The following is a 17,553-nucleotide window of genomic DNA, read 5'->3' on the forward strand; positions in this document are numbered from 1 at the left end:
GCTCAGCCGCGCGGGTGCGGCCATGGGTTGAAGCGGCAGGTCTTGCCGTCCATCGGCACCACGCCCTCGGGGTCGAGCTTCGCGATGTCGTTGTTCGAGGTGCCGAAGGTCTGCTGCATCATCACCGGCGCCAGTCCCCCGTCCGACTCGCAGGGCTGGTGGTCCTGGTAGCCGATGGCGTGTCCGACCTCGTGGTTGATCTGGTACTGCCGGTAGGAGCCGATGTCGCCCTGGAAGGCGATGGCGCCGCGGACCCAGCGCGGCTCATTGAGGACCACCCGGTTGATCGACGGGTTGAAGCAGGAGACCTCGAGCTCGATGTCGTATCCGCAGGCCTGACGAACCGTCATCTGGGAGGTCAGCGACACCCGGAAGGTCGGTTCCCCGTTGTCGATCCGGCGGACCGCGAACCTCGGGTCCTTGGTCCAGCTCTTCGGGTTGGCGAGCGTCTGGTCCACCATCCGGCCGAAGGCCTCGTCGCCGCCGAAACCGGATGTGTCGACGCCGTCCTCGACCTCGACCGTGTACGTGAAGACCTGTTCGGTGCCCTGCCCCGCCTGCGCGGTGGTACCGGGGATCACGTGCCATGCGCCTGCGCCCTGGGCGGTGAAGGGCCCGCCGTCCGGGAGCGCGCCGGAGGGGATCGTCCCGGCGAAATTGCCGTCGGCCTGCGGCGGCACGCCGATCACATCGGTGCCGTCGGTGGCGGTGCTGAGCGCGCCGAGGCCAGGACCGTCGCCGGTCTCGGACTCCGGGGAACTGCCGCCGCCGCGGATCGCGTCGACGGCCACGAGCACGGTGACCACCAACAGGATCGGGATCGCGTATGCCCGCCATCCGTACACGGAGACGAACTTGCCCAGCTTGCTCTGCTTTCGGGCCTGACGTTCGGGCCTGGGGGTGCGGGGGCGCCCCGGCTCGCGGCTGGTGGGATCCCACTGCGCTCGCAACGGCTGATGGGATCCGACGGCACCGCCCTCGCGCCGCTCGTAACGCTCGTCGTCGGGGTACCGATCGTCTTGGTAGTCGTCGTCCGGGTGCGGCGCCGGGTAGCGGTCGTCGGGGTAGCCACTGCCGCCTGAGCGACGTGGAGCGTCGCCCCGCAACCGCGGTCCACCTCGATCTGTCACGGAGCCAGAATCTCACAGACCGGCGCAACGGCGATTCGGCGCGCCGAACGTCGCCCCGACCGGGCGCCCGACGGCGACATGCCGACACCGACCGCATCACCTGGAATACTCACCTACACAGCATGCGCCATTGTGAGGGTGGCCCGGCGATCGTCCGGGTATCGTTCGATGACTTTGTGCACTCAGTGCAGTGAGCACCCTCACCGCACCGCACGGGTCAGTGATGGTGGATAGGCAGCAGATTGGGAGCACGATGACAGAACTCGCGGATCGGGCCGCAGCACCCGCAGGCCAGACCACCAAACGCAGCACCCGCCTCCCCCGCGACGCGCGACGGTTGCAGCTGCTCCAGGCCGCGAGCGAGGTCTTTGTCACCAGGGGCTATCACGCTGCGGGCATGGACGAGATCGCCGAGTGCGCGGGCGTCAGCAAGCCCGTGCTCTACCAGCACTTCCCCGGCAAGCTCGACCTCTACCTCGCGGTGTTGCAGAGCTACGTGGACAGCCTGATCTCCGGCGTGCGGCAGGCCCTGCGTTCGACCACCGACAACAGGCAGCGGGTCCGTGCGGCCGTGCAGGCCTTCTTCGATTTCGTCGACAACGACAGCCAGGGCTACCGGCTGGTGTTCGAGTCGGACGTGATGGGTGACCCACAGGTCCTGGCCCGGGTCGACCAGGCCACCGAGGCCTGCGTGGACGCCGTCTTCGACCTGGTCAGCCACGACTCGGGTCTCGATCCCTATCGCGCCCGGATCCTCGCGGTCGGGCTCGTCGGCACCAGCCAGTTCACCGCGCGCTACTGGCTGCAGGCGAACCGGCCGATCCCCAAGGAGGAGGCCGTCGACACCACCGTGGTGCTCGCATGGGGCGGCCTGTCACACGTGCCGCTGCAGCACTGACCTCCGCGACGGGAACCGCGGGGGCACGAAGCAGAGGGGCACCAACGAGAACGGGGCGCGGATGACCGCGCCCCGTTTCTTCGTCTGCTTCAGCAGATCAGCTGCTGGTCGCCGCGAACCCGACCTTGCGGCTGTCCGACGGTCCGATCTCCACGTACGCCACCTTGCTGGCCTGGATCAGGAACTTGCGCCCCTTGTCGTCGACGAGCGCCAGCACACCGCCCTCGCCGCCGAGCGCGCCCGCGACCAGGGCCTCGACCTCTTCGGGTGTCTGTTCGCTGTTCACGATGAGCTCGCGCGGGCTGTCAGAAACACCGATCTTGACCTCCACGGCCAACCTCCGAAATCTCGTGCCATCACTACCGAAGCCCAAGGCTAGTGCAGCTGCTCGCCGCCGCGCCCGCGCTGTACGTGTGCTGAGAGCGAACAGCAGCGGGGCCGCCTCACACGAGTCCCAGCACCGTCATCCGCTCCGAGTGCCGTTCCTGCATCCGGTCGAACATGGCGGCAATGCCGCTGAGGTCGCCACTCGCGGTGATCACCAGCTCGGTCAGGTCCTGGCGCTGAGCCATCACGTATTGCGCCTGGGTGATCGCCTCCCCCAGCAGCCGGCGGCCCCACAGCATCAGCCGGTCCTTCTCCTGCGTGCTCGAGCGGACCGCGGCGCTGACCTCGTGCACCACGAACTCCGAGTGCCCGGTCTCGGCGAGCACCTCACGCACGACCGCGGCCACCGACGGGTCGAGGGAGTCCGCGATCTCCAGGTAGAAGTCCGCGGCGATGCCGTCGCCCACGTACGCCTTGACCAGCGATTCCAGCCAGGTCGACGGGTGCGTGGAGGCGTGGTAGTCGTCCAGCGGCGCCACGAACGGCTTCATCGCGGAGTAGACGTCGTGCCCCCGTGCGGTCAACGCCGACTGGAGGGTCTCGAAGTGGCTCATCTCCGCGGCCGCCATGCTCGCCAGCGCGACCTTCCCCTGCAGGGTCGGCGACATCTGCGCGTCCTCCGCGAGGCGATAGAAAGCCGAGATCTCGCCGTACGCGAGAACGGCGAAGAGCTCACCCACTCCCGGATGATCGGCGGCAATGGCTGGCGTCAAAGAATCCGGCGAATTGGCTCCCATGCGGACAGCCTAGACGTCACGCGGTGCCCGCCGATCGGGGCCGCGCCGGGGCGAAGGCGGTGAGATTGGCCATGCAAATACCGGCTCAGGCGGTCACGCAAGCTACCATGGACGCGGGCAGCCGCCCGTAGCCCGAGCAAATGGGCCGACACGACCACGCGGCTACCCGCAGATAATGTGCGCGCACCTGATCTTGAAGTCCCTTCCCGCGCCGCGTCGAGATCCCACGATTTCCGCGCTCAGGCAGCAGGAAGCGCGACTCACGGACGAGGGCACCGACATCGGCCGACAATCGGCCTGGCCCCACCTCGTGCGCGCGTGCCAACGAGGAAGGCCAGACCCCTGAGCAAGATCACGATCGACCATGAAGACGACGCGACCGAAACAACCCTCTCCGCCCAGCTCGACGAGACCCACACCGCCCCGACCTTCGCCGAACTCGGCGTCCGGGACGAGATCGTCCGGGCCCTCGCCGAGATCGGCATCGACCGCACCTTCGCCATCCAGGAGCTGACGCTGCCGCTCGCGCTCGCGGGCGACGACCTCATCGGCCAGGCCCGAACCGGCATGGGCAAGACCTTCGGGTTCGGCGTCCCGCTGCTGCACCGCATCGCGACCGGCGACACGGGCACCGCGACGCTGGACGGCACCCCCCGAGCCCTGATCATCGTGCCGACGCGCGAGCTGTGCATCCAGGTCACCGAGGACCTTGTCAACGCGAGCAAGTTCCTCAAGGCCGGTGACCGCAAGCTCGAGGTGCTCTCGATCTACGGCGGACGCCCGTACGAGACCCAGATCGCCGCGCTGCAGAAGGGCGTCGACGTCGTCGTCGGCACCCCCGGCCGCCTGCTCGACCTGGCCAAGCAGGGCCACCTAATCCTCGGCAAGGTCGGGGTGCTGGTCCTGGACGAGGCCGACGAGATGCTCGACCTCGGCTTCCTGCCGGACATCGAGCGGATCCTCGGCATGGTCCCCGACAAGCGCCAGACGATGCTGTTCTCGGCCACCATGCCGGGACCGATCATCACCCTCGCCCGCACCTTCCTGACCCAGCCGACGCACATCCGCGCCGAGGAGCCGGAATCGTCGGCGGTGCACGACCGCACCAGCCAGCACATCTACCGGGCGCACGCGCTCGACAAGGCCGAGATGGTCGCCCGCGTCCTGCAGGCCGAGGGTCGCGGCGCCACCATGATCTTCACCCGCACCAAGCGGACCGCACAGAAGGTGGCCGACGATCTCGCCGAGCGCGGGTTCTCGGTTGGCGCCGTGCACGGCGACCTCGGCCAGGTGGCGCGAGAGAAGGGCCTCAAGGCCTTCCGCACCGGCAAGATCGACGTGCTGGTCGCCACCGATGTCGCCGCCCGTGGCATCGACATCGACGACGTCACCCACGTGATCAACTACCAGTGCCCCGAGGACGAGAAGACCTACGTGCACCGCATCGGCCGCACCGGTCGCGCGGGCCGCACCGGCATCGCCGTCACGCTGGTCGACTGGGACGACATCCCCCGCTGGCAGCTCATCGACAAGGCGCTCGGACTCGGCATCCCGGAGCCGGCCGAGACCTACTCCAGCTCCGAGCACCTCTACTCCGAGCTGAACATCCCGACCGACGCCAAGGGCTCGATCAAGCGGGCCAAGCCCGAGCGCGCGACGGAGGCCGGCGGTAACACCGACGACGCCGCCGGTACCGAGCGGGCCGAGAAGTCCGAGCGCCCCGCCCGCACACGCGCCCCCCGCAAGCGCACCCGTGGCGGTCGCAGCACCACCGAAACCAACACCACCGCAGCGGTTTCCGACGCCCCGGCGACGGACACCACCGCACCCTCGGGCGACGGCACCGCGCCTGCGCGTCGTCGTCGGCGTCGGCGCAAGCCCGCGGCAGCGGCAGCGGCCGCAGCACCCTCCGTGGCCGTGGCCTCGGAGTAGCCCGCCGCCGTGGTCGCACCGGAGCGGCGCACCCGCGCCGACCTCATCGCCGCTGCCGCGATCGCGGTCGTCGTGGTGCTCGCCGCCGGTGTGATCTGGCTGCGCAGCGACGCCAGGGGCACCACCGCGATCACCGCGGAAACCCCTGCCACACCGGCAGATACGGCGCTCTCCATCCCGGAGAGCGTCACCGAGATCTGGCGTGCCGACAGCGCGTCGACCGGCCGTCCGGTCATCGCGGGCGGGGCCGTGGTGACCGCCGAGGGCGGTGCGGTCGTCGGTCGCGACCGCGACACCGGCGCGCAGCTGTGGAGCTACTCCAGGGACCTGCCGCTGTGCGGTGTGATCGGGGCGTGGAACTCCGTCGTCTCGGTGTATCGCGACGGTCGCGGCTGCGGAGCCGTCACCGAACTGGCAGGCGCGAACGGCGCCCGGGTCGCCCAACGCACCAGCGATGCCGACGACGCCGTGGTCCTGTCCGAGGACGGCACCTATGTGACCTCGCGGGGAATGCACCGGATGGAGCTGTGGCGTTCCGACCTGGTGCGCACCCTGGAATTCGGCCGCGTCGACGCGCCGGTCAACCCGAACACCCAGCCGCGATCGGGCTGCGAGCTGCGCTCGTCGGCCTCGAGCAGCACCCGGCTCGCGGTGCTCGAGCGCTGCCCGGACGAGCCGGCCGACCGGCTCAGCATCTTGAACCCCGCCCCCAAGGACAACACCGAACCGGACGAGTACGGCTCGAGCGTGCTCGCCGATCTCGACCCCGGCGTCACCGGTGCGAGGGTCCTCGCCGTGGCGGGCGACCGTACCGCCGTCTACCTGCCCGCCGGACCCTCGACGGGGGCACGGGTCGGCGTCTTCGACGGCGCAGGCTCCCCCGTCGCCATGCATCCGGTTCCCGCCGACGTCTCCCCTGATTCCAAGGTGGTCAAGGTCGGTTCGGTGTACTCGTGGTGGACGGGTTCACGGGTGATCGCCCTTGGCGCAACCGATTTCACGCCCCGATGGACCCTCGAGGGCGCCATCGGCCCCGGCGCGCTGATGGCGGGCCAGATCCTGGTCCCCGTCGACGGTGCCATCGCCGTGCACGACCTGTCGACAGGAGCCGAGGTACGCCGGATCGCCGTGGACCGTGCGGGCGAGCAGGCGCCGGTGACCAGCGCGGTCGTCGGCACGGTGCTGCTCGAGCAGCGCGGGGACGAGCTCGTCGCCCTGCGCTGACGGCCCCGGGCCGACGATTCAGGCCGTGGGGCTGAAGGTCACCAGGTCCGCGCCGGTGTCCCAGTGCGCCACCAGCTGCTCGGCCAGCTCGCGGTAGGCGAGCGCGCCCTTGTTGCGCCTGCCCGCGAGCACCGTTGCACCCGAGGCCGTGGCTTCGGCGAACCGCACCGTGCGCGGGATCGGCGGCGCCAGCACGGGCATCTCGTAGCGATCGGCCACGTCGGAGATCACGTCGCGGCTGTGGGTGGTGCGGGCGTCGTAGAGCGTCGGCAGCGCGCCGAGCAGGCGCAGGTCGGGGTTGGTGATCTGCTGCACCTCGCCGACGGTGCGCAGCAGCTGCCCGACGCCGCGGTGCGCCAGCGTCTCGCACTGCAGCGGCACCAGCACCGAATCGGCCGCGGTCAGCCCGTTGAGCGTGAGGACGCCCAGCGACGGCGGGCAGTCGATCAGCACGATGTCGTAGTCGTTGTCCAGCGTCGCCAACGCGCGCTTGAGCGCGAACTCGCGCCCCGGCCGCATCAGCAGCATCGCCTCCGCGCCCGCCAGGTCGATGGTCGCGGGCACCAGCGAGATGCCCTCCTCGGTGTCGAGGATCACCTCGCGCAACGCCGCCTCACCGGTGAGCACCTCGTGCACCGACGATTCGACCCGATCCGGGTTGTGGCCCAACGAGAACGTCAGGCAGCCCTGCGGGTCGAGGTCAACCACCAGCACCTTGCGCCCGAGCGCCGCGAGAGCGGCCCCGAGCGAGGCAACCGTCGTGGTCTTGGCGACCCCACCCTTTTGATTCGCCACAGCGAGCACAGTTGTCACGGGGTGATCTTTGCGCACTTCGTCGGATGTGGCGAGCGGTCGGGCCCAGATCACCCTGGCATCATTGCCGCATGAGCACCGCACGCCCCCGCATCGCCCTGGTCAGACACGGCGCGACGGAGTGGGCACTGAACGGCAGGCACACCGGCAGCACCGACATCCCGCTCACCGCGGAGGGCGAGGAGCAGGCGCGCGAGGCCGGGCACCGGATCGCCAGGCTCGGGCTGCGGGACCCGCTGGTCCTGACCAGCCCGCGCGGCCGGGCCACCAGGACCGCGGAGCTCGCCGGGCTCGCGACCGCGACCGCGTGGGACGCGCTGGCGGAGTGGGACTACGGCCGGTACGAGGGCCTGACCACTCCCGAGATCCGCGAGAGCGTGCCCGGCTGGACCGTGTGGACGCACCCGTGCCCGGGCGGGGAGAGCGCCGAGTCCGTGGCAGCGCGCGCCGACATGGTCCTGTCGACGGCGTTGTCTCGGCTCGACGAACGTGATGTGATCCTCGTCGGCCACGCGCACTTCTCCCGCGCCCTGCTCGCCCGGTGGGCCGAGCTCCCGGTCTCCGAGGGCAGGCGGTTCGCGATGGACCCGGCGGCGATCTCCGTGCTCGGCTTCGATCACGGTGTCCAGCAGATCAATTCGCACAACGTCACCTGGTGACTCGATCCGAGAGAGAGCAATCATGATCCGGCGGGCCACCCCCGACGACGCCGCGGCCATCACCGGCCTGATCTACGACCTGGCCGAGTACGAGAAGGCCAGGCACGAGTGCACCGTGACGGTCGAGCAGATCACCACCGCACTGTTCGGCGAGAACCCGTCGGCCTTCTGCCACGTGGCCGAGGAGGCCGGGACCGTCATCGGAATGGCGCTGTGGTTCCGCAATTTCTCCACCTGGGACGGCGTCCACGGGATCTACCTGGAGGATCTGTTCGTCCTGCCCGAGCGGCGCGGCGCCGGCCACGGCAGGGCCCTGCTGGCCGCACTGGCCAAGGAGTGCGCCGACAACGGCTACAGCAGGCTCAGCTGGTCGGTGCTGAACTGGAACGCCCCCTCGATCGCGTTCTACGAGTCGCTCGACGCGACCGCCCAGGACGAATGGACCACCTACCGCCTGTCCGGCGACGCCCTCCGCAGCCTCGCCAAGCAGGCCTAGCGGCTAGGAGTCCTCGTCGCCGTACTCGTCGGCCATCCACCGCGACGAGGGGCTGCTGAAGAGCAACACCAGCGCGCCGACCACGACCACCGCGAGCAACACCCCGTACGCCGGCTGGTGCGAGTCGGTCAGCAGCGACCAGGACACCGGGAGCAGCAGCAACTGGGCGACGACGGCGATCGTGCGCCCCCAGCGCCTGCCGGTGATCAGCGCGATGCCAGCGGCCAGGACCGCGCCACCGAGGATCGCGAACCACGCCGCGGTGCCGTATCCGCTGGTCGCGGTCTGATCGTGACCGAGGAGGCCGCGGATCAGCAGCACGATCGCGATGCCGACCGCGACGGTGCCCTGGAGGGTCACCAGCATTCCGGCCCAACGGACCGTGGCGGGCGGGCTGGGGCGTGTGGGCTGTTCTGACACCGCGCCAGCCTATAGAACGCGTGGCTCCCCGCTAGGGTGGTGTCCTGTGCGCGCGCTGCTGATCGTCAACCCGAATGCCACCTCGACGACCCCCGCGGCGCGTGATCTGCTCGCGCACGCGGTGTCGAGCCGGGTCCAGGTGCGGGTCGCGCACACCACCCACCGCGGCCACGCGGGCGAGCTCGCCCGGCGCGCTGCCATCGAGGGCATCGGCCTGATCGTCGTGCACGGCGGCGACGGCACCGTGAACGAGGTCATCAACGGACTGCTCGGCGCCCCCCGACCGGATTCGATGAGCGAGGTCGCGATCGGGCCGATCCCGCTCATCGCGGTGGTCCCCGGCGGCTCGGCCAACGTGTTCGCCCGTTCGCTCGGCATCAGCGCGGATCCCGTGGCCGCGACCAATCAGCTCATCGAGCTGCTCGCGCTGCGCCAGCACAGGCGGATCGGGCTGGCCCATTGCGACAACCGCTGGTTCACCTTCAACGCGGGCATGGGCCTCGACGCACAGGTGTGCGAGGCGATCGACGCGAGCCGCGGCAACGGCCACCCGGCGACGCCGTCGCGCTACGTCCGGACCGCCATCCGCGCCTTCTTCCGCAACCGGGGCACCGAACCGACGCTGACCGTCCAGGTGCCCGGCCACGACCCCGTCGAGGGCGTGCACTACGCCTTCGTGTCGAACTCCAGCCCGTGGACCTACCTGAACGACCGTCCCGTCCGGATCAATCCGGAGACCACGTTCAGCACCGGCCTCGGCGTCTTCGCGATGCGGACAATGAGCGTCCCCAAGACCCTGAAGTTGGTCCGACAGCTCCTCACACCCGGCGCACAACCGAAGGCGCGCAACCTTTTTCGGGTAGACGACGTGCCGCGGATCCTGATCCGGTCGAGCACGCCGATCGCCCTGCAGATGGACGGCGACTACATCGGCATGCGCACCGAGGTCGAGTTCGTCTCGGTGCCCGACGCGATCTCCGTCGTGGCGCCGAGCGGCGTCTGACGCGTCGCCCCGCCCCCGCTGTCGCCGCCATGCGCGATCGCCCCGAACATGAGAAAATGCCAAGAAATCTTACGGGACTAGTGCATTCTCGCCGCAACCGGGGTAGAAAGTAGCCCAGACCACATAGGGCAACCTAACAGAGTGAGTTACCCCACGAAGCGGTCTGAATCCATTGACATCCCGCTAGTTCGTGAAAGCATTCACAAGCAACAGCGCGGAAACATTTCCCACAATGCGCATGAACTCAGCGATACGAAACGGTGCAGAACGCACCCGGTTAAGGAGCAGAAGGATGGACTGGCGCCACAACGCAATTTGTCGGGATGAAGACCCGGAATTGTTCTTTCCCGTGGGCAACAGTGGTCCGGCCATCGCCCAGATCGCGGACGCCAAGCTGGTGTGCAACCGCTGCCCCGTTACCGCCGACTGCCTGTCCTGGGCACTCGAGTCCGGCCAGGATGCAGGCGTCTGGGGCGGCATGAGCGAGGACGAGCGCCGCGCCCTCAAGCGTCGCAACGCGCGCACCCGCGCCCGCACCACGGTCTAGTCACACAGCACCGTACGAACGGGCCCGGCACCATGATGGTGCCGGGCCTCAGTCGTTTCCAGGGGTCGATCCGCGACTACACGCGGTTCGCGCGGCGCCCGAGCGGCACCCGCAGCGCGGCGTCCGTTCCGCCACCCTCGGCGGGATGCAGGCCGAGCGAACCGCCCAACTCGGCAGAGACCAGGGTCCGGACGATCTGCAGGCCGAGGCGGTCGGAACGCTCCAGGCTGAAGCCGGCAGGTAGGCCGTTGCCGTCATCGTGGATCACCACATCGAGCCAGCGCGCCGACCGCTCGGCCCGCAGCGTCACGGTGCCGGGCTCCCCCGGCTCGAAGGCGTGCTCGATCGCGTTCTGCACCAGCTCGGTCAGCACCATGACCAGCGGGGTCGCCCGTTCGGCCGGGAACACCCCCAGGCTGCCCTCGCGACGGATCTGGACCGCGCTGCCCACCATCGCGACATCGGCCATGATCGGCACCAGCCGGTCGACCACCTCGTCGAGGTTGACCTCCTCGTCCACCGACATGGACAGGGTGTCGTGGACCAGCGCGATCGAGGTCACCCGGCGCACCGACTCGCTCAGCGCCTGGCGGGCCTCGTCGTTGTTGGTCCGCCTGGCCTGCAACCGCAGCAGCGCGGCGACCGTCTGCAGGTTGTTCTTCACCCGGTGATGGATCTCCCGGATGGTCGCGTCCTTGCTCAGCAGCGCGCGGTCGCGGCGCTTGACCTCCGTGACGTCGCGGATCAGCACCGCCGCGCCTGCAGGCAGTCCGCCCGGCCGCAGCACCAGGGTGCGCAGCAGCACGGTGGCCCCGCGGGCCTCCACCTCCATCCGCTTGCCCGCCTTGCCTGCGAGCGCGGCCCTGATGTCGTTGGCCACGTCCTGGGAGTCGAACGGGTCGGTGACCAGCGTCCTGGTCACCGAGGCCAGGTCGCTGCCCGTCAGTGTCGTCGTCGTCAGGCCCATCCGGTGGTAGGCCGAGAGCGCGTTCGGGCTGGCGTAGACCACGGTCCCGTCGGAGTCGAGCCGGATGAAGCCGTCACCCGCGCGCGGGCTGGAGAGGATCTCGCTGTGCTCCTCGGGCGTCGGGAACGTCCCCTCGCTGATCATCTGGCACAGGTCCGCCGCGCAGTCGAGGTACGCGACCTCGAGCGGGCTGGACTGCCGATGCTGGGTGGGGTTGGTGTCGCGGCTGAGGACGGCGATCACGTCCCCCGCGCACCGCACGGGGATCGCCTCGCGGCGTACCGGCGTCCCCTCGCCGGGCGGTCCGTCCTCGACGCGCACGATCCGCCACTCCGTCAGCGCCTGCCGCACGTGCGGGTGCTCGGCGTCCGAGACGACCGTGCCGACGGCGTCCTCGGCGAACGCGGTGGGGGCGGTGGTCGGCCGGCACTGCGCGACGCAGACCACTTCACCGTGGCCGGAGACCTCCGGGTTGCCGCTGTCCGCGCCCACCCACAGCAGCACGTCGGCGAACGACAGGTCGGCGAGCAGCTGCCACTCCCCGACCACCCGCTGCAGGTGGTCGACGGCGCTGCCCGGCAGGTCGGTGTGTTCGGCGAGCAGATCGCTGAGGGTGGACATCGATCAGGGCGTGGGTCAGGAGATGACGGCGATCAGGTCGCCCTGCTGGATGACGTCGCCGACCGTGACATCTACCGAGGTCACGCGGCCGTTCACCTCGGCGATCACCGGGATCTCCATCTTCATCGACTCCAGGATCACGAGGGTGTCACCCTCCTTGACCTCGTCACCTTCGGCGACAACCACCTGGAAGACGGTGGAAACCATCTCGGCACGCACGTCTTCTGCCATCGAGCACCTCGCTTGTTCTAGACCTGCCAATGGAAGTACAGCCAACCACACATGGAAGAATGTCCCGGAGCGAGATCAGAGGGAAGGAGACAACCATGGGTAAGCGTGGTCGCAAGAAGCGCAGCCGCAAGGGCAACAAGGCCAACCACGGCAAGCGTCCAAACAGCTGACGCGCCGTAGGCGAAGCCTCACGAGGGCCGGGACACACTGTGTCCCGGCCCTCGTTGCGTCTCACGGGCCCAAGGGATCGAACGCTCCGAAATATCGTTATACGCAATAGTTTTCGCATTATCCGGCGGAACCGGTCGGCCGTCCATACGATGACCGCACACGCGGTCGGGGGGCCCACACAGTGTCGACTCCCTCGACACGCGCGCCCAGTCGCCCACCTCGAACGGAGTCCCGTGTCCCGCTCATCGACACCCACCCGCCGCCTCGCCGCGGTCGCCACGACCGCCGCCCTCCTCGCCGCAGGCCTGCTGACCGGCACCGCGAGCGCAGGCGCGACCGGCAGCATCGAAAGCGTGACCGGCAGCAGCGGCGGCAGCGTCGACGTCTCCAACCTCGACCTGGTCGGTTCCACTGAGCGCGTCATCGAAAACGGAAACGACCCCGACCTGCAGCGCTCGGACACCGTCACCGTCGACAACCTGACGGTCACCCGCGAGGTGGTCGGCAAGAATGTGGGCTATGGCGGCCTGCAGGTGACCTTCCGCACCACCTTCTCCGCGACCGGGACCCCGGACCGCCTGATCACCCGGATCGACGACCAAGGGCCCAAATACACCGGGAGCCCCACGGCAAAGATCACCTACACCAAGGCGGACGGCGGCAGGACCACCGAGACGATCGCGTCCACCCTGGATTCCACGGGTGAATACGCGACAGGCGAATACGTGGCATCCGGAACCGGGTGGCCCATCACCGCGGCCGGCGACACCGTCGTCATCGAGGTCACCTACACCTGGTACGGAACCATGCGGCAGGAATACACCGCCTATGTCCAGAACTCCGGCGTCACCGCCGACATCTCCGGGCTCGGCACCCAGAACTTTCCGTCGATGAAGGCCCAGACGCGCTGCGACGGCTGTGTCGGCTACGTCACCTACGTGAGCAGTTCCGACTTCTTCGGGAACCTCCTCGGCAGCTGACCTACCACCTCACAACGAGGGCACCCGAGAATCTCCGGGTTGCCCTCGTTGTGCGCGCCGAGTCAACCCTTACAGGCTCGGAATACCGTTATACGCAACAGTTTTCACTTTCTCCGACGAAACCGGGCAGCCGTCCATCCGATCACGGCATACGCGGTCGGGGGGGACACGCACAGTGTCGACTCCCCCGAGACGTGCCCCAGTCGCCCATCCCGAACGGAGTCCCGTGTCCCGCCCGTCATCACCCACCCGCCGCCTCGCCGCGGTCGCCACCACCGCCACCCTTCTCGCCGCAGGCCTGCTGACCGGCACCGCAACCGCAGGCGCGAACGGCAGCAGCGAAAGCGTGACCGGCCTCAGCGGCGGCAGCGTCAACTTCACCAACTTCGACCCGTTCGGCTCCGGTTCCACCGGCTACGACACCGACCTGCAGCGTTCGGACACCGCCACCGTCGACAACGTGACGATCACGCGGGCGGTGGTCGGCCCGAACGTGACCGGAGTGGGCGAGAAGGTGACCTACCGCACCACCTTCGCCGCGACCGGGGCCCCGGACCGCCTGATCACCCGGATCGACGACGGTGGACCCGGATACTCCAAAGAGACCTCCGCCAAGATCACATACACCGCAGGCGACGGCCGCAGGACCACCGAGGCGATCACATCCACCCCGGGCACGGACAGCCTCTACGTGGCGCCCGGCACCGGATGGCCGATCACCGCAGCCGGCGCGACCGTCGTCCTCGAGGTCACCTACACCTGGACTGGAACCCTGAGGCAGGGTGAGGGAGTAGTCACCGCGGCTTCGGGTGTCACCGCGGACATCTCCGGACTCGGCACCCAGACGTTCTATCCGATGAACGCTCTGGTGACCTGCGACCCCTGCACCGCCGGCGTCGGCAACATCGGCTCTTCGGGCATCCCCGGCATCGACTTTTCCGAGTTCGGCAGCTGATCCGCCTGCGCCGCACCGTCCTCCCACCGCCTCAGAGATTCGGAGATCTTGTGTCCCGCCCAGCAACAACCATGCACCGCGTCGCCGCGGCCGTCGCCGCCACAGCCCTTGCCGTGTCCGGTCTGATCGCCGGCGTCGGCACCGCGGGTGCGGTCGGCTCGTCGGAGTTCGGCATCGGAGCCCCCAGCCATCCCGAACTGATCCCCCGCGCCACGCGCACGGCGGAGAACGTGTCGGTCACCCGAGAGGTCGTCGGCCCGAACGCCGGCTACGCGGGCGACGAGATCACCTTCAGGACCACCATCTCCGCGACGTCGGCGCCGGCGCGGCAGGTCACCAGGATCATCGAACGCGAACAGCTCATGTCGTACGTCCCGAACACGGCGAAACTCACCTACACCGACGCGAACGGCACCCGCACCACCGAGGCCGTCACCCCGATCCTGGTCGCGGCGACCTACGACGGCCTCAACATGACCGACCCGGGCGGTTGGGAGGTCTCGAGCGCCGGGTGGCCGATCGCCGCCGAATCCGGAGCCACGGTCGTCCTCGAGATCACCTACAGGTGGATCGACTTCCGGGGTAGGCCGTCGATGGAGGACGGGGTGGCCTACACCGGCGTCGGCCTGGACGCCTCCGGTCTGGGGACCCTGGACTGGCCCGCGATGACCAGCTCGTACGGCAGCCTCCACGAGACCGGCCCCTTCGGTAGCTGACGGCGCCGAGCGGCTGGGTCCCGAGTCGCTCCTACCAGCCGATCCGTCAGTTCGCCCGCCCGACAATCCATTTCAGCCAGGAGAACCATTGCCCCACAGCACCGGCCGGCGCACCGTCGCCCGCCTCGTCGCCGCCACCGCGACCGCAGCCCTGCTCGCCGCCGGCGTCACCGGCGCCGCCACCGCCCAATCCGCTGACGCATTCGGATCCCACGACGCCTCCGCCACCCGCGCAACGAAGACACACGACAACCTCACCATCACCCACGAGATCATCGGCAGCAACGCCGGCTACCTCGGCGACGAGGTCCACTACCGCACCACCGTCTCCGCCACCGACGGACCGGCGCGCACGATCACCGGAATCGAGGAAGGCATCTCGGATCTGGTGGGTTGCTCCAACTCGTGGACGTTGGCGAAGTCCGGAACCGTGACCTACACGAACACTTCGGGTGCGCAGGTGTCCGAGTCGATGCCCAAGGTCCTCGCCAACGTCATGACCCGCAAATACGAATACCCGGCGGTCGGGTCGTGGACCGTCGACCCCGCGGCCGGTACCACCGTCGTGTACGACAGCGTCCGCGTGCTCCGGAATGCGAGGGGCGGATTCTCCGTGGGTTGCGACTGGGAGGGTAACGCGTCCCCGTCGAACATGAATGCCTACCTGACGGTCCGAGCCGACGGCCTCGCGCTGCTCGATTGGCGCCCGACGGGCGTCACCGCCAGCTGCGCACTCGACTGCTCCCTTCCCCGCCCGACCGGCTCGGGGGGATCTGCGTTCGGGAGCTGATCCGCCCCCACCTTCAGTCCACATACGACCACTCACCCAGGAGCTGCCAGTGCCCCACACCACCCGCCGGCGCGCCTTCACCCGCCTCGCCGTCACCGCCGCATCCGTCGCGCTGCTCGCCGCCGGCGCCACCGGCATCGCCACTGCCCAATCCGCTGACGCGGTCGGATCCGCGGCCACACCCGGCCACGACGCCTCCGCCACCCGCGCGACCACGACTCATGACAACCTCGCCGTCACCCACGAGGTCGTCGGGCCGAACATCGGCTTCACGGGCGACGAAATCCACTACCGCACAACCATCTCCGCAACCAACGGCCCCGCCCGGCAGGTCACCGAGATCGACCAGATCAACGAGACGCTCGACGTGTGCGGCATCCGCCGGTGGCAGATGCCGGTTTCCGGGACCGTGACGTACACCAACCCGACGGGCGAACGCGTCACCGACTCGGCGAGCGCCTGGGGCGCCGCGGGTTCGTGGACCGTCGACCCCGCCGCCGGTTCCACCGTCGTCTACGACACCGTCTACAAGCTCCAGAACCCGCGCCTCGGACCCGCTGTCGGATGCGGTCGAACGGCGGCCCCCGACGCGCGCTCCGGCACCAACGCGTCGGGAGTCAACCTCGACGCCCGCCTGATCGTCAGCGCCGACGGCCTCGACACCCTCGACTGGTCGCCGACAGGCGTCACCGTGAGCTGTGCACTCAGCTGCCAGGCCCCCAGCCCCGCTGGCTCCGCCGAACTGTTCTTCGGGAGCTGAATGCACGGCGAGGGCCGCTCGGGAACTCCCGGGCGGCCCTCGCCGTGCATATGCCTACTGGTCCGGATCGACCCGCGTGATGATCGTGGTGGTGCGCAGCTGGATCTTCAGCCGCTCCCGCAGCCCGTCCGGCGCGTGCTCACCGCCGCACTTGCGGTTCACCAGGGACTTGACCTTCTCCTCGATGCCATAGGCCTCGAAGCAGGAGCCGCAGTCCTCCATGTGCCGCTTCAACCGGGCGCGTGTCGTCTCGTCGCACTCGTTGTCGAGCATCAGCCACACGTCCGCGATCACCGCGGAGCAGTCCAACCGCTCGAACTCGTCCTGCTCGCTCACCGGGTCGCCTCCTGCTCCTGCGCCGCCACCGACGCCGCGGCGCCGCTCCGGTTGAATCCACGCTCTCGTGCCACGTCGGCCAACAGCCCGCGCAGCTGCTTGCGCCCGCGGTGCAGGCGGGACATCACGGTACCGATGGGCGTGCCCATGATCTCCGCGATCTCCTTGTACGGGAAGCCCTCGACGTCGGCGTAGTACACCGCCATCCGGAACTCCTCGGGCAGCTCCTGCAGGGCCGCCTTGATGTCGTCGTCGGGCAGCGTGTCGAGCGCCTCCACCTCGGCGGACCGCAGGCCCTGCGAGGTGTGCTCGGCGGTGGCCGCGAGCTGCCAGTCGGTGATCTCGTCCGTCGGGTACTGCGCGGGCTGACGCTGCTTCTTGCGGTACGAGTTGATGTAGGTGTTGGTCAGGATCCGGTACATCCAGGCCTTGAGGTTGGTGCCCTCCTTGAAGGAGCGGAACGCCGAGTAGGCCTTGATGTAGGTCTCCTGGACCAGGTCCTCCGCATCGGCCGGGTTGCGAGTCATCCGCAGCGCCGCACCGTAGAGCTGATCCAGCAGCGGGAGCGCATCGCGCTCGAACCGCGCGGTCAGATCGCCGCCCGACTCGTCCTTGGGTGGCTGATCGTTCTCGGGCCGGTCGTCAGGCACGCTGATCCCTTCGCTCGCCATAGGGATCAAGGCTACCGCTACCCGGTCGAGGGGACTGCGGTCAGCGGGGCGCTCGAGGCACTGCACCGACACCTACGACTCCTTTCGAGATGGACCAACGTGCTGGGTG

22 protein-coding genes are annotated in these 17,553 nt (G+C 69.1%); 13 read left to right on the forward strand and 9 right to left on the reverse strand.

The window, feature by feature from the left end:
* Positions 1–2: 2 nt before the first annotated feature.
* Entirely contained in the window at positions 3–950 is a 948-nt protein-coding gene (locus tag BR31_RS0105855) for a DUF3152 domain-containing protein (protein WP_231496399.1), read from the reverse strand.
* A 433-nt stretch (positions 951–1,383) separates the two neighbouring features.
* Between BR31_RS0105855 and BR31_RS0105860 the strand changes: the two genes are divergently transcribed.
* Positions 1,384–2,028 carry an HTH-type transcriptional activator FasR gene (locus BR31_RS0105860; RefSeq protein WP_027500149.1) on the forward strand — a complete coding sequence of 215 codons (645 nt, stop codon included), beginning with the start codon at positions 1,384–1,386 and terminating at the stop codon, positions 2,026–2,028.
* 97 nt (positions 2,029–2,125) lie between these two features.
* Here the strand turns inward: BR31_RS0105860 and BR31_RS0105865 are convergent, their stop codons facing one another.
* Together BR31_RS0105865 and BR31_RS0105870 are read right to left on the reverse strand one after the other, a co-directional pair.
* On the reverse strand, positions 2,126–2,359 hold the full coding sequence (locus tag BR31_RS0105865; RefSeq protein WP_027500150.1) for a DUF3107 domain-containing protein: 234 nt from the start codon (positions 2,357–2,359) through the stop codon (positions 2,126–2,128).
* Between the two features lie 112 nt (positions 2,360–2,471).
* Positions 2,472–3,152, reverse strand: a complete 681-nt coding sequence (locus tag BR31_RS0105870) for a ferritin-like fold-containing protein (RefSeq protein WP_027500151.1) — start codon at positions 3,150–3,152, stop codon at positions 2,472–2,474.
* Between the two features lie 318 nt (positions 3,153–3,470).
* On the opposite strand from BR31_RS0105870, the gene BR31_RS0105875 reads away from it, so the two are divergent.
* Together BR31_RS0105875 and BR31_RS0105880 are read left to right on the forward strand one after the other, a co-directional pair.
* On the forward strand, positions 3,471–5,084 hold the full coding sequence (locus BR31_RS0105875; RefSeq protein ID WP_027500152.1) for a DEAD/DEAH box helicase: 1,614 nt from the start codon (positions 3,471–3,473) through the stop codon (positions 5,082–5,084).
* A gap of 9 nt (positions 5,085–5,093) precedes the next feature.
* Positions 5,094–6,308: an Rv3212 family protein gene (locus BR31_RS0105880; protein WP_027500153.1), complete on the forward strand. Its 1,215-nt coding sequence runs from the start codon at positions 5,094–5,096 to the stop codon at positions 6,306–6,308.
* A gap of 18 nt (positions 6,309–6,326) precedes the next feature.
* Here the strand turns inward: BR31_RS0105880 and BR31_RS0105885 are convergent, their stop codons facing one another.
* Positions 6,327–7,121 carry a ParA family protein gene (locus BR31_RS0105885; RefSeq protein WP_027500154.1) on the reverse strand — a complete coding sequence of 265 codons (795 nt, stop codon included), beginning with the start codon at positions 7,119–7,121 and terminating at the stop codon, positions 6,327–6,329.
* A 71-nt stretch (positions 7,122–7,192) separates the two neighbouring features.
* Here BR31_RS0105885 and BR31_RS0105890 point away from each other — a divergent pair, with 71 nt between their 5' ends.
* Both BR31_RS0105890 and BR31_RS0105895 read left to right on the forward strand, forming a co-directional pair.
* Positions 7,193–7,780 carry an acid phosphatase gene (locus BR31_RS0105890; RefSeq protein ID WP_027500155.1) on the forward strand — a complete coding sequence of 196 codons (588 nt, stop codon included), beginning with the start codon at positions 7,193–7,195 and terminating at the stop codon, positions 7,778–7,780.
* 22 nt (positions 7,781–7,802) lie between these two features.
* A complete protein-coding gene (locus BR31_RS0105895) occupies positions 7,803–8,276 on the forward strand; it encodes a GNAT family N-acetyltransferase (protein WP_027500156.1) in 474 nt (157 codons plus the stop codon).
* Positions 8,277–8,279: 3 nt separating this feature from the next.
* On the opposite strand, the gene BR31_RS0105900 is transcribed toward BR31_RS0105895, so the two are convergent.
* Positions 8,280–8,642, reverse strand: coding sequence for a hypothetical protein (locus BR31_RS0105900; RefSeq protein WP_051637001.1), 363 nt, complete (start codon positions 8,640–8,642; stop codon positions 8,280–8,282).
* A 100-nt stretch (positions 8,643–8,742) separates the two neighbouring features.
* Here BR31_RS0105900 and BR31_RS0105905 point away from each other — a divergent pair, with 100 nt between their 5' ends.
* Complete coding sequence (locus BR31_RS0105905) at positions 8,743–9,699, forward strand: diacylglycerol/lipid kinase family protein (RefSeq protein ID WP_027500158.1); 957 nt, start codon at positions 8,743–8,745, stop codon at positions 9,697–9,699.
* Positions 9,700–9,991: 292 nt separating this feature from the next.
* The gene (locus BR31_RS0105910; RefSeq protein WP_027500159.1) at positions 9,992–10,246 is read left to right on the forward strand and encodes a WhiB family transcriptional regulator; all 255 of its coding nucleotides are present in this window, start codon (positions 9,992–9,994) and stop codon (positions 10,244–10,246) included.
* Positions 10,247–10,322: 76 nt separating this feature from the next.
* On the opposite strand, the gene BR31_RS0105915 is transcribed toward BR31_RS0105910, so the two are convergent.
* Both BR31_RS0105915 and BR31_RS0105920 read right to left on the reverse strand, forming a co-directional pair.
* The gene (locus BR31_RS0105915; protein WP_027500160.1) at positions 10,323–11,834 is read right to left on the reverse strand and encodes a sensor histidine kinase; all 1,512 of its coding nucleotides are present in this window, start codon (positions 11,832–11,834) and stop codon (positions 10,323–10,325) included.
* A gap of 15 nt (positions 11,835–11,849) precedes the next feature.
* Complete coding sequence (locus BR31_RS0105920; protein WP_027500161.1) at positions 11,850–12,065, reverse strand: biotin/lipoyl-binding carrier protein; 216 nt, start codon at positions 12,063–12,065, stop codon at positions 11,850–11,852.
* Between the two features lie 95 nt (positions 12,066–12,160).
* On the opposite strand from BR31_RS0105920, the gene BR31_RS32570 reads away from it, so the two are divergent.
* From BR31_RS32570 to BR31_RS0105945, 6 genes are all read left to right on the forward strand, one after another.
* Entirely contained in the window at positions 12,161–12,235 is a 75-nt protein-coding gene (locus BR31_RS32570) for a 50S ribosomal protein bL37 (protein ID WP_115967926.1), read from the forward strand.
* Positions 12,236–12,469: 234 nt separating this feature from the next.
* On the forward strand, positions 12,470–13,216 hold the full coding sequence (locus BR31_RS0105925; protein WP_027500162.1) for a hypothetical protein: 747 nt from the start codon (positions 12,470–12,472) through the stop codon (positions 13,214–13,216).
* 226 nt (positions 13,217–13,442) lie between these two features.
* Positions 13,443–14,171, forward strand: a complete 729-nt coding sequence (locus BR31_RS0105930; protein ID WP_027500163.1) for a hypothetical protein — start codon at positions 13,443–13,445, stop codon at positions 14,169–14,171.
* A 50-nt stretch (positions 14,172–14,221) separates the two neighbouring features.
* Positions 14,222–14,887, forward strand: coding sequence for a hypothetical protein (locus BR31_RS0105935; protein ID WP_037175713.1), 666 nt, complete (start codon positions 14,222–14,224; stop codon positions 14,885–14,887).
* 88 nt (positions 14,888–14,975) lie between these two features.
* Positions 14,976–15,677, forward strand: a complete 702-nt coding sequence (locus BR31_RS0105940; RefSeq protein WP_027500165.1) for a hypothetical protein — start codon at positions 14,976–14,978, stop codon at positions 15,675–15,677.
* Positions 15,678–15,726: 49 nt separating this feature from the next.
* Positions 15,727–16,437 carry a hypothetical protein gene (locus BR31_RS0105945; RefSeq protein ID WP_027500166.1) on the forward strand — a complete coding sequence of 237 codons (711 nt, stop codon included), beginning with the start codon at positions 15,727–15,729 and terminating at the stop codon, positions 16,435–16,437.
* Positions 16,438–16,491: 54 nt separating this feature from the next.
* Here the strand turns inward: BR31_RS0105945 and rsrA are convergent, their stop codons facing one another.
* Both rsrA and BR31_RS0105955 read right to left on the reverse strand, forming a co-directional pair.
* Positions 16,492–16,773, reverse strand: a complete 282-nt coding sequence (rsrA, locus tag BR31_RS0105950) for a mycothiol system anti-sigma-R factor (protein ID WP_027500167.1) — start codon at positions 16,771–16,773, stop codon at positions 16,492–16,494.
* Positions 16,770–17,444, reverse strand: coding sequence for a sigma-70 family RNA polymerase sigma factor (locus BR31_RS0105955; protein ID WP_027500168.1), 675 nt, complete (start codon positions 17,442–17,444; stop codon positions 16,770–16,772). The genes rsrA and BR31_RS0105955 overlap by 4 nt, the downstream gene beginning before the upstream one ends.
* Positions 17,445–17,553: the final 109 nt, after the last annotated feature.

This window comes from Rhodococcus sp. UNC363MFTsu5.1 (assembly GCF_000686785.1).
In the GTDB taxonomy this organism is placed as follows: Bacteria; Actinomycetota; Actinomycetes; order Mycobacteriales; family Mycobacteriaceae; genus Rhodococcus_G; species Rhodococcus_G maanshanensis.